Below are 10844 nucleotides of genomic sequence, written 5' to 3'. Positions count from 1 at the left end.
CGGCGCCCCCCCCCCCAGCCTCTACGACGGGGTGAACCGGTTGTCTTTCTCCTTCGCATACCCATTCCCTTCCTTCGCAGAGGCGGCTGTGGTCAATTGACATTACACACCTTCTACGGGGAAGCTAAGTATAAGACAGATCATAACGTTTCCAAATCGTCCTTTGGGAATTCGTCCTTCGGGGACACATGGTATCCTGATCCTTTCGATTTTGTTTGGAATGCTGATCCCATTATATCACAGAATAAGTCATTACCAAACAAGCAGACAGGTTCTTCCATGAAAAAGTGCCCGCTCAGCCTCTCAGCAGCCGGTTCACCGTCTCCCGGCGGACGCCGATCAGCTGCCCGATTTCTTCCTGGGTCAGCAGCTCGGTCAGCGGGACCCCGTGCGAATAATCGCGCAGCCATCCGCTCAGCAGCTCAAGCCTTTCCGCCGGGGCTCCAACCGTAAGATGGTCCAGACGGGTCTGCATGAATCTGACCTTCTCCTGCAACAGAAGCGCGATTTCCATCGCCTTGCCCGGCTCTTCCCGCAGCTGACGGTACCACTCCGACGCCGGGATACGCTCCACTTCACTGCTCATCAGCGCTGTGGCCGTCCCATGGGTCTCTTTAGGTGAAATGAGCGAGTGATGAGGGACCGTCTCGCCGGGATACAGGATGTTGAACAGGACAATATTTCCGTTCTCGTGCAGCCTGGTCACCTTGAACAAACCGCTTTTTATATGGTACAGGGCGTCGCAGCCATCTCCCTGCCTGAATAAAATCTCCCCTTTATGCAGTATCATCCCGATCCTCCTTTTTCCAAAGTTGTCCGATTCATCAAGTATAATCAATATGCCCCTCTCTGCTCAAGAAGCCCGGAAAATACATCTAATCCGCCTATTCCGTCTTTGCTCTTGGCGGCATACCTTGTAGCATACGACCAGATGAAGCGGGTGAGAGAAGGTGGCAAGCAAGAAGAGTATCCCCCGGGAAGACGAACTGTCCGCCGAAGATTACGCCATCATCGCCGCAGCGCTGAGCGCTTTGGGCGATTTCTTCTTTTTCATGTCCCTCGTAAAAGCAAAGGAAGTTACTCAAGCAGAAAATAACAAAAAAACAAAATAAATATGAAAGCAAGGCTGTCCCCCAGTCCGAGATTTCCGGGAAGACAGCCTGTTTGGCATGCCCTCCGTTCTGTTCTTTGAATTGAAGCCGGCGGTTATAAACCCGGAATCGGGTTTAACTATTAAATAGAGTCCGTCTGCCCGGCATGAAATCATCATACATACGATCCGGTCCAAATAAGGAGGTGCGGCCCCTTGCTGCTGCAGAACAAGTTCTTTCGAACCACGCTTGGCATCATATTTCTTCTGCTTATTCTATATCTCGGCTCCAAGGTTATCGCTTTGTTCTCGCCCGTGGCAACCATCATCAACCTGCTGCTCGTACCGATGATGCTCTCGGGATTCATGTATTATTTGCTTCGCCCGCTGGTCAATTATCTGGACAAAAGAAAGCTCAAACGCCCCATTGCCATCCTGCTCATCTATGCGGTGTTTATTGCGCTGTTCGCGGTTTTCTGGGTGGCCGTCTGGCCGACGCTGCAGGATCAGATCCAGAATTTCATCCGAAATGCCCCGTATCTCGTCCGTGATCTCCAAGGCCAGCTTGACCGGCTGCGCGAGAACCCGCTGTTCGCGCGGTTCTTCCAAGGAGAATCGGATTTGACCGTCCGGCTGACCGAATACCTGCAAAACGCCGTAACCTGGGTGACGAACTCCATCAGCAATCTGATTACCGTCATCTCCAACATTATCGTCGTTGTGGCCACGCTGCCGATTATTTTGTACTACATGCTGAAAGACAGCCATAAGCTGCCCCGTATTCTCCTTGGTCTCGTTCCGCGAAAATATCGCAGCGAGGGGCAGGAGATGCTGGAGCAGGTCGATTCGGCGCTTAGCAGCTTCATCGTTACCCGGGTAATTCTGAACCTGATCCTTGGCCTTATCCTCTTTATCGGATTTGCTCTGCTTGGTCTGCCTTATGCCCTGCTGCTTGCCATCATTTCGGTGCCGCTGAACTTTATTCCCTACATCGGCGCCATCCTCGCCTCGATTCCGGTTGTCATCGTCAGTTTTATCGAATCTCCCATGACGGCCTTATGGTCGCTGGTCATTATCGTCATTGCGCAGCAAATTCAGGATAATCTGCTGACGCCGATCATTTACGGCAAATCGCTGGATGTCCATCCGCTGACTACGGTGATTATTGTACTGATAGGCGGGGAATTCTACGGTATCATCGGTGTGCTGATTGCGCTGCCGGTCTATATGACCGTCAAAATTATTTTTCTGCGGATCTATGAAATTATTGTTGCGGAGCGGACAAGCGAAATGTAACTAGCAGCCGGTTAAACGATGTATGAAAAAGCCCTGCCTGCGTGATTAGCAGACAGGGCTTCTCTTGCGGTTAATGGCGAAGACGCAGCCTAGCCTCTCAGCGAGCGGACGACAAACAGATGCGTCCCTTTCATTAGCGTTCTTCCGTCTTCCAAAGTAACCGATCCCTTCGTATGGGAAACAAGGGTCGTATGAAGCGCAATCAGCCTGTCCCCCTTCCAGACCGTGACCGCCGATTTGAAATAGACGGCATTATCGAACTGGAGCCGGTCTTTCAATATATAGCCGACGGGATGAAGGACCGGAGGGAGCGCCCGTTCCTTCTGGGCCAGCGCCTTGATCATCGCGATGTCGCGAATGGGGACCCCGGCCTCCTGATGGCCGATCACAACGCGCCCCGCGGCGCTGTCCCACTTGCGCAGCACCCCCCTCATCGTAACGTAAGGAGGCTTTCCCAGATATGCGATAACCGGCTTGCCTACCCAATGTCTCATTTCAATGCCCCCTTTGCCTTAACCGTCCTTGTTCCTTATATATTCGGCAGGGTCCAATCGACCGGCTCCTGGCCGTGAGCGCTCAGAAATTGATTGGTCCGCGAGAACGGACGGCTGCCGAGAAAGCCCCGGTGAGCCGAGAACGGACTCGGATGCGCCGACCGGATCACTTGATGACGGCTCTGGTCGATATAGGCGCCCTTTTGCTGGGCATGGCTCCCCCATAGAATGAAGACCAGCGGCGTGTCCCCTTCATTCAGTTTCTCCATTATAGCATCCGTAAACCGCTCCCAGCCCATTCCTTTATGCGAATTCGGCTGGCCTTCGCGCACTGTCAGCACCGCATTGAGCAGCAGCACCCCCTGCTCCGCCCAATGCATAAGCGACCCGTGATTCGGACTCTTGGCGCCGATATCGCTTTCCAGCTCGGCATAAATGTTGCGCAGGGAGGGCGGAATCCGCACTCCGGGCATCACCGAGAAGCTGAGCCCCTGGGCCTGTCCCGCGCCGTGATAAGGGTCTTGTCCCAGAATGACGACCCTCGTCTTGTTATAGGGCGTCAGCTTCAGGGCGGAGAACAGCAGCTCTTTCGGCGGATACACCGTATACTGCTTGTACTCTCTGGCTAGTGTATAGCGCAGTTCCTGAAAGTACGGCTTCTGCGTCTCGTCATGCAATACTTCATCCCAATCGTTGCCGAATATCATACCGTTCCCCTTCCAAATCTTCTTGCAGTATGGATTCGCTCCCTGCTCTCCATTAACCGATCAGCCAAATCCCGACCCGGAGGCGGGCGGGCGGCTGCCCGGTTCACCGGTTCCGGGAAGAAAGAGGCAGGGACGCTTCTCTCCTATTTTCTTCCGTAATCCGCCTTGATCTCTCCCCACAGCCGCGTCTGCCACTTCAGTACCTTATTATCGTATGTATGCGTCTGAAGCCAGTTCACCGCCCGGTCGATAAGTCCCCAGATTTCCTCCGTCGTATGATCCCGGGGCAGGGTCGTCGAAACCTTCTTTTCCCTGACCCATTTCATGGCGTTAACCGAGTCGCTGTACACCGTCTTGCTGCTGCCTTCTTTCTTCAGAAGCGCAAGGGCGTGCACAATAGCCAGAAATTCGCCGAGATTATTCGTACCCTTGCTGATCGGACCGCAGGAAAAGATCACCTCGCCCGTCCGTGTATCTACTCCTTTATATTCGACAGGTCCGGGATTTCCCCTCGTGCCCACATCAACCGAGAGGCTGTCATAATCGATGGCCTCCGCGGATGTCTGCGACCCTGTCCGTCCAGAAGAACGGTTTTCCCGAGCCCCTCCGGCCGCGCCGCCTTGTTTGGCCCCCGCCTTGCCCCAATTGCCTTTCCACCCCGCCCGGAATGCCTCCCCGGCAGCGGCTTTCGACTCATAGGATTTGTATTTGGCTCCGGTAAACCCGTCCGTCTGCTGCTTGCATTCCGCCCATGTCGCGTATACTCCCGGCTTCCGGCCCTCCCATACCACATAATATTTCTGCTTTGCCACGTTGATCTGCTCCTTCCTGCCGCTCCTTCAAAAAGCGCATGATGTCCTCATACTGCTTAGGCCGATAAATGCATTATTGATTATAGTAAATGACAAAGGGAGAAGACACAACTAAATACAGCCGGAAAATCAAAGTTTGTTTCCGGATGTTTCGACAAATCTTCTGCGGTTTAATACTTAAGTAAGCAAAATGTCGACATTGCGTATGATATACCAAATGGATATTTCAAATATCAAGTAAAATCAAGGATGTAAACGTTTCATGTGAAGAGATTTGCGAAGCGCTTTGGGTCCATGTAGCTATTTTTGGGATTCGAATGATTCCGACAAAAACATCTCTTCACTCCTGCTGCGAGTTCCGGTATCATACTATACATACAGTACAGAGCATACACTTTAGAAGTCAGTATAGCGCCGTCAATGATCGATAAAGTTATGCTATCAAACTATTAGGAGGGGCAATTATGGTTCTCTTGTTTCACAACGCTGCTACTGAAAGACTCGAACGTCTGTCACGGGATGTTCAGGCCATCAATGACGAGGCGCGCCAGGCCTCATACGAAATGTCTGTGGTCAGAAGGACCTCCGGCTCCGGATATGAATGGGAGGTTACGGTCTACGGAAGGAAGGTATGCGTAAAATCGGAAGACATTCTCAAAGTTCAAAGAAAGCGCTTGGATTTAAGCATTAAGGACATTTTCAAAGAGATTGTCGCCTGGAAATTGAAAGCGTTGTCCATGTTGCAATCCTAGCTTTCTGCGGCAGCGGTTTGCTCCAACCATTATGTATTTGCTCGTCCTAATACGGCCGGCCCTCCCCCTCCTGTGGGGGAGGGCCGCGCGCGTTGCCGCCAACTTTTGGTTATACATCATCCTCCGGTCAAGAGATGGTTCGCACCGCTCCGGAGCATGGCATTAATTTTTCCGGACACCGCCTATATTACCGGGCCTACATAAAAAGCTCATTTTCGCGCAGCCTAGTAAGCAACTCTAACGGAAAGGAATGAGCGACTTGGGCGATAAGCACAAGCGGGCGAACCCCAGGGGAAGCGGCGTTGAACCGATCCCCGAGCCGGATAGTCCCACAGCAGCGCGGGAAGGATCTACGGCCAAGGTGGAAGATATCGTCAAGGGCATTATGGACAATATTGAGGAAAGTCTGACCGGGGAAAGACCTGATGACGTTAATCGCGGCATCAAGAGCAGAACATAGCGTTTCAAATAGCAGCGAAGGGCCAAGCATTCAGCGCCTGAAGCTGCTTTTTTGCTGCTCTGAATTCTAAAATGTGACCATACTGAAAACTTATTGAAACTTTGTAAACGCCGATGTATAATTTAGCAAATTAACGCGCTCCTATATGTTAGTCCAAGAAAACCAGGAGGGAAAATCATGCCATATACGATTATGAAAAATGCCGAATTTTTCACCGCCGCGCTGGCGCAAAAATACGTGTTCGCCCTGCAGATCGGTCCTGACGGCATGTATTCCCGCATAGGCGCCGGGCTTGTCCAAATGTTCTCCGATGAGTATGTAAAGCTGAAAAACTTTGACGGATCGGTGGTACTGTACTCCAGATCGGACACCAAGTTCCAGCACTAGGCACTTCAAACCGGATAATCGGATTGAAGTTCCGTTTTCCAAGTATCCTCATACTTTAACCGCGCCAAGCTGACCGTCCGAAGCGAGATGCCCGCATTCAGGAAAGCTCCCTCGCCGGAGGACGGCTCGCTCCGCTTATACAAGTCTCTTGAAATTGCCGGAACATCCGGGCTCTGAACCCAACTGACTTTTTACGTCCGATATTCCCGCTGATTCATATTTTCCTCTCCTCCCGCCCGTCATTCAGCTATTATCGTCAAAAGATATCGCTCCAGCACAAGCGCAACGCCGTCCTCTTCATTACTGGCCGTGACCTCTGTCGCCATGTCTTTGAGAGGGGCGACCGCATTGCCCATCGCTACAGCGTACCCGCAAGCTTCAGACAGGCCGACATCGTTATAATCATCGCCGAATACCATAACCTCACCCGGAGAAATGCCGAATTCGCCGCATAGGAATCGAACGGCTTGCTCCTTGGAAGCTTCCTTGGACATGATTTGCAGCAGCGTTCCATTGTCGGTAAGAATCATATTCAGGCTGGAGCCAAACCTCTCGAACAAGAAGCTGTAATCCGGAAGTCCGCTGATCAGAATCTTGGTTGCGTCATACTGCCGTAATTCTTCCATCGTCTTCAGAACGGGCCGTTCCCGGGCATGTTTAATTACGGAATCATCCAGCTCACGCAGACTGAACCATTCATCCTGAACTTCCACTCCGATAACCATATCGGGATGGCATTCCGCGCAATAGTCCAGCAAGTCCCGCGACAATATCGAAGAGATGGAATAATGAGCGTGAATACGGGCTTGTCCGCAGCTCACCATAGCGCCGTTGTAAAAGACGAAGGAGCCTATATCATACAGCTCCGCAGGCAGCATCCGTTTAACCGATCTCGGCGGCCGGGCCGTCGCAAAAATAATTCGCATTCCTCTTTGATGGCAGGCAAGAATGGCTTTGAGATTTCTGTCTGTAACCTTCTTCTCCGAATTTAACAGGGTTCCGTCAAGATCAAGCACGATGGCGGCGATGTTCATGCGTCCCTCTCCTTGACCCATCTCATTCCCGGCGCCGCCTCGGGCCGCTCTTCAAACCCGAACTTTTGATAGAAACCGGACTTATTCGCCGCCGCAAACAATTGAATCATACCTTGATCATCCCCAGTTATCTAAAAATGCTTGCGAAACCCCACCACATTCTCTTCCCTATAGCCTAATTGCTCGTAGAACTTGTGAGCCTCCGCCCGCTGGCCGCCAGATACAAAAATGATATAAGTGCAATTCCGTTCACGTGCCTCCCGCTCAATTGCCTGCATTAATGCCCTGCCGACACCTTGTCTTCTGAACCCGCTCGCAACAACGACGTTCTCGATGACCATAAAAGATTTGCATTCTCCCACAAGATCCTGGCAAATGACGCCCATCAGCGAACCAGTCAGTGTATCCCCTTTAAAAGCGCCCAGCAGAAGGTAGTTGTCATTATACTCAAGCGATTCGAATACGCTGGACAGCTTGGCTTCATTGCTTTTGTGTCCCGTAAGCTCCTCATATAAGCCGTTTAAATCTGGCAAATCCGCTTTGCCGATCTTCCTGATAGAGAGCATCGTTAGCCTGCCGCCTCCCCATCCGAAGCAAAGGCTTCATACAGATCCTGCACGGTATGCAGACAGTATGTCGGCCGGATAGCTTCCATCTCAGCCGCGCTGCCGTATCCGTAAAGGACGCCAATCGACGATATTCCGTTGTTATGCGCTCCGATAATATCATGCTTCCGGTCCCCGATCATGACCGTGCGGGCCGGTTCCAGATTTTCTTTTTCCAGTATATTCCTGATGATCTCGCTCTTGTCCGACAAGGTTCCATCCAGACCGCTCCCGACCACCGCATGGAAAAAATGCTCCAGCTTGAAATGCTTCAGGATCTTCTCCGCGAACACAAGCGGCTTGGAGGTCGCCACGATGAGAACGGCCTGCCGCCGGGTGAGCATGTCAAGAAGCCCCGGAATGCCGGGGTACAGCTCATTTTCGAAAATCCCCTTGTCCGCAAAATACTCGCGGTAATACTGTACAGCCTGCCAGGCCTGCTCCTCCGAAAAACCGTAAAATTCCCGGAACGAATGGGCCAGCGGCGGTCCGATGAACGGCTCCAATCGATCCAGATTATTTTCGGCGATGCCAAATTTGGCAAGCGCGTACTGCACCGACTTGGTTATGCCCAGCTTCGGGTCCGTCAACGTCCCGTCCAGGTCGAACAGGATGTGTGAATAATTCAACCGATCACCTTCTTCTGATTGTTCATGCATACTTGTCATCTATAGTCTCTTCTCAAAACACAGGCTGGATGGACAAGCGGCGTATTCTCCAAAGCGCGGGATCTCGACGTAACCATTCTTTTTATAAAATCCGACGGCCTCCGTCTGCTGATCTCCCGTTTCCAGCTTGATTCCCTGATACCCTTGCTTAGCCGCTTCCTCTTCCAGCCGCCGCACAATCCTTCGGGCGATTCCCCTGTTACGGAACTCCGGTTCCACGAAAAACCGCTTCAGCTCCACATGCGCTTCGTCCAGCTTTTTAATTGCCCCGCACCCGACCGGGCGGGAATCCAGATAAGCGACAATAAAATAAATATCATTTACGCAGGGATCTTCGAAATCAACCAGATAGACTTCTTCCGGCGGGTAAAGCTCAAACAGATAGCGGTCAAGCCGTGCAATCAGCAGGGCCAGGTCCGGATGCTCCGGGGCAACCTGTACCAGTTCGATATTCATCATGTGCAATCTCTCCTAATGGTCAGCTTCACATCCACGGCAGCTCTTCCGCGTGAATCTGTTTTGTTATCTAATGTTATTCCATCCCTTTGCTCATTTTCCTCCCTTAGCCTTGAGCCTGTAGACATTGTAGAGTAGAGAACTGAAATTTCATTGGAGGGCGAGAGCCCTCTTCTTTACTTTTCCAGCTCCCCCTGCATCAAACCGGACGTGAAGTTTTCCCTCATCCGGCTTTTCCGATGTTCTTCTTTCTTCCGCGTTACGGTGCTTTCCTAACCAACAAGTTTCCTTATAATGAAGGTGATTGCAATCAGGAGGCCCAGAACAGTCATCACGGCTATATTTCCCGCCCTTCTGACCTGTTCGGGCGGTAAGTCTTGAGGCATCGACATCAGTTATCTGCTCCTTTCCTCCGGGACAAACACAGGAAGAACGGTATCCCGATCAAGGCCAACAGCGCACCGACAGGCGTCTCCATAGGCGGATTGATCCGGCGCGAGCCCAGGTCCGCCGCCAGCATCAGCAGGCTGCCCAGCACCGCAGAGCAGGGAATAATCCGGCGATAATCCATACCAACAAGATATCGCGCCGCATGCGGAACGATGAGTCCGACAAAGCCGACCGAGCCCACAAGCGACACCGACGCCCCGGCAAGAACAAGCACGACACCGATTCCCGCCAGCCGGATCAGCCAGGTCCGCTGCCCAAGTCCGGCGGCTACATCATCCCCGAGGCTGAGTACCGTAATGGAACGGGACAGCACCATGGCGGCTATAAAGGCAATTGCAACCCACGGGAACATGATCTTGATCTCCGCCCACTCGATTCCCGCCAAGCCCCCCGCATACCAGTAAGCCAAATCCTGTCCAATCTGAAAATAGATCGAGAGGCCCTGACTGAGCGCAACCAGCAGCGCGCTGACCGCCGAACCGGCCAGTACAAGGCGAATCTGAGTCAGACCGCTTCTGGACATGGAGCCAATGCCATACACGATTCCCACTGCGATCCCCGCTCCGAGAAAGGAGTACATCATAAGAATAGAGAATTTAAATGACCACCCCTGTTGTTGTCAATGGTTTTTGTCGTTTTTTATCAAATTTTGGGGAGGTTTTGTCTTAATTATGGCACATTCTCTGGCGCGGCATTCCCGAAACGAATGATTGAAAAATCCAGGGCGGATTGGATGATCCGGTTCCGCAGAGGATGCAAACTTGGTGTAAAGCGCAGCTCGACCCGTTCCTGAAGCAGCTTGTCCAACAAATCGCCCATCGGCTCCACCTTTACGGGCCTTACCTCCTGCCGCGAAATATAGTACCCGGCGGTCTGATTGAATAACGTGAAGGGCTCTTCCGAAAACGTGTATTTGTACAGCCGCGTCTCGCGGATACGTTCCAGCCAAGCCTTCTCGACGGCAATAACCTTATCCGCGCTCGTATGCTCAAAAAAGCTTCCAAAGTCTTCCCCGGATGCCTTCTCCGGCTTCGCATAGATTACCCGGGGGCAGTCTCGGGGAAAGTAATAATGCGGGGCATGCTCACGGTCGATGGTCCAGACGACGGGCGGCAATCCCGGAAAGGACTTCGACTGGCGCGGATGAAAAATTTCGATGCCGGGATCTTCGCTAAAGTGATATAGCATAGAGCCTCCTTGGTTATAGTTGTCCCCTGATCGCGGCGGCCAATAATCCGAGATATTCCTTCAGCGCCGTTCCAACCGTCTCGGCCGCTCCGGGGCTTGGGGCCAGCTTGCCCGCATACCAGGCGGCTGAGGCGGCGCCGCTCGTATGGTAATCGGTCGGATACGGCTGCGCCTCCATTCCGGCTTGCCGGAACTCCGCAACCGCCCGCGGCATGTGAAATGCCGAAGTGACCAGCACCGGGCGGTTTAGCCCGTGCTCCTTCATGAGCGCGGCCGTAAACTCGGCATTCTGCTCCGTATTGAGCGAGCGGTTCTCGATCAGAATGCTCTGTTCATCCACTCCCAGTCCGATCAGTTGCCTGCGGGCCACATTGCCTTCATTTCCGCTGTCTGCAAAGACCTGCCCGCCGCTGAACAGCACCGGAAGTCCCGTCAGACGATGCAG

15 protein-coding genes and 1 pseudogene are annotated in these 10844 nt (G+C 52.6%); 5 read left to right on the top strand and 11 right to left on the bottom strand.

The window, feature by feature from the left end:
* Window positions 1-295: 295 nt before the first annotated feature.
* Window positions 296-790: a Crp/Fnr family transcriptional regulator gene (locus tag L692_RS27660; protein WP_084463059.1), complete on the bottom strand. Its 495-nt coding sequence runs from the start codon at window positions 788-790 to the stop codon at window positions 296-298.
* 160 nt (window positions 791-950) lie between these two features.
* Between L692_RS27660 and L692_RS32350 the strand changes: the two genes are divergently transcribed.
* Entirely contained in the window at window positions 951-1112 is a 162-nt protein-coding gene (locus L692_RS32350; protein WP_198027694.1) for a hypothetical protein, read from the top strand.
* 194 nt (window positions 1113-1306) lie between these two features.
* Entirely contained in the window at window positions 1307-2386 is a 1080-nt protein-coding gene (locus L692_RS0103190) for an AI-2E family transporter (protein ID WP_025697142.1), read from the top strand.
* A gap of 89 nt (window positions 2387-2475) precedes the next feature.
* Here L692_RS0103190 and L692_RS0103185 read toward each other — a convergent pair whose 3' ends face one another.
* The 3 genes from L692_RS0103185 to rnhA all read right to left on the bottom strand — a co-directional run bounded on the left by L692_RS0103185 (window position 2476) and on the right by rnhA (window position 4399).
* The gene (locus tag L692_RS0103185) at window positions 2476-2880 is read right to left on the bottom strand and encodes a hypothetical protein (protein WP_025697140.1); all 405 of its coding nucleotides are present in this window, start codon (window positions 2878-2880) and stop codon (window positions 2476-2478) included.
* Window positions 2881-2915: 35 nt separating this feature from the next.
* Window positions 2916-3584, bottom strand: coding sequence for a uracil-DNA glycosylase (locus tag L692_RS0103180; RefSeq protein ID WP_025697138.1), 669 nt, complete (start codon window positions 3582-3584; stop codon window positions 2916-2918).
* 146 nt (window positions 3585-3730) lie between these two features.
* On the bottom strand, window positions 3731-4399 hold the full coding sequence (gene rnhA / locus L692_RS0103175; protein WP_025697136.1) for a ribonuclease H: 669 nt from the start codon (window positions 4397-4399) through the stop codon (window positions 3731-3733).
* A 464-nt stretch (window positions 4400-4863) separates the two neighbouring features.
* On the opposite strand from rnhA, the gene L692_RS0103170 reads away from it, so the two are divergent.
* The 3 genes from L692_RS0103170 (at window position 4864) to L692_RS0103160 (ending at window position 5998) form a co-directional block, all read left to right on the top strand.
* Window positions 4864-5151: a hypothetical protein gene (locus L692_RS0103170; protein ID WP_025697134.1), complete on the top strand. Its 288-nt coding sequence runs from the start codon at window positions 4864-4866 to the stop codon at window positions 5149-5151.
* Window positions 5152-5410: 259 nt separating this feature from the next.
* On the top strand, window positions 5411-5611 hold the full coding sequence (locus L692_RS0103165) for a hypothetical protein (RefSeq protein ID WP_025697132.1): 201 nt from the start codon (window positions 5411-5413) through the stop codon (window positions 5609-5611).
* Between the two features lie 177 nt (window positions 5612-5788).
* A complete protein-coding gene (locus tag L692_RS0103160) occupies window positions 5789-5998 on the top strand; it encodes a hypothetical protein (RefSeq protein WP_025697130.1) in 210 nt (69 codons plus the stop codon).
* Between the two features lie 239 nt (window positions 5999-6237).
* Here L692_RS0103160 and L692_RS0103150 read toward each other — a convergent pair whose 3' ends face one another.
* The 7 genes and pseudogenes from L692_RS0103150 to L692_RS0103110 all read right to left on the bottom strand — a co-directional run.
* Window positions 6238-7032 (bottom strand): Cof-type HAD-IIB family hydrolase, encoded by a 795-nt coding sequence (locus tag L692_RS0103150; protein ID WP_025697128.1) that lies wholly within the window; start codon window positions 7030-7032, stop codon window positions 6238-6240.
* Window positions 7033-7163: 131 nt separating this feature from the next.
* Complete coding sequence (locus L692_RS0103140) at window positions 7164-7598, bottom strand: GNAT family N-acetyltransferase (protein ID WP_025697126.1); 435 nt, start codon at window positions 7596-7598, stop codon at window positions 7164-7166.
* Between the two features lie 2 nt (window positions 7599-7600).
* Window positions 7601-8296 carry an HAD family hydrolase gene (locus L692_RS0103135; RefSeq protein ID WP_036721715.1) on the bottom strand — a complete coding sequence of 232 codons (696 nt, stop codon included), beginning with the start codon at window positions 8294-8296 and terminating at the stop codon, window positions 7601-7603.
* Window positions 8297-8305: 9 nt separating this feature from the next.
* Window positions 8306-8764: a GNAT family N-acetyltransferase gene (locus tag L692_RS0103130; protein WP_025697123.1), complete on the bottom strand. Its 459-nt coding sequence runs from the start codon at window positions 8762-8764 to the stop codon at window positions 8306-8308.
* A 388-nt stretch (window positions 8765-9152) separates the two neighbouring features.
* A pseudogene (locus tag L692_RS0103120) lies at window positions 9153-9806 on the bottom strand (FecCD family ABC transporter permease); the annotation flags it as partial.
* A 74-nt stretch (window positions 9807-9880) separates the two neighbouring features.
* Window positions 9881-10399 carry a DUF6886 family protein gene (locus tag L692_RS0103115; protein ID WP_025697119.1) on the bottom strand — a complete coding sequence of 173 codons (519 nt, stop codon included), beginning with the start codon at window positions 10397-10399 and terminating at the stop codon, window positions 9881-9883.
* A 13-nt stretch (window positions 10400-10412) separates the two neighbouring features.
* A partial coding sequence (locus tag L692_RS0103110) for a YdcF family protein (protein ID WP_025697118.1) occupies window positions 10413-10844 on the bottom strand: 432 nt, incomplete at its 5' end.

Source organism: Paenibacillus forsythiae T98 (assembly GCF_000520735.1).
Taxonomy (GTDB): Bacteria; Bacillota; Bacilli; order Paenibacillales; family Paenibacillaceae; genus Paenibacillus_AQ; species Paenibacillus_AQ forsythiae.
This window is presented reverse-complemented; position numbering and strand designations above follow the sequence as displayed.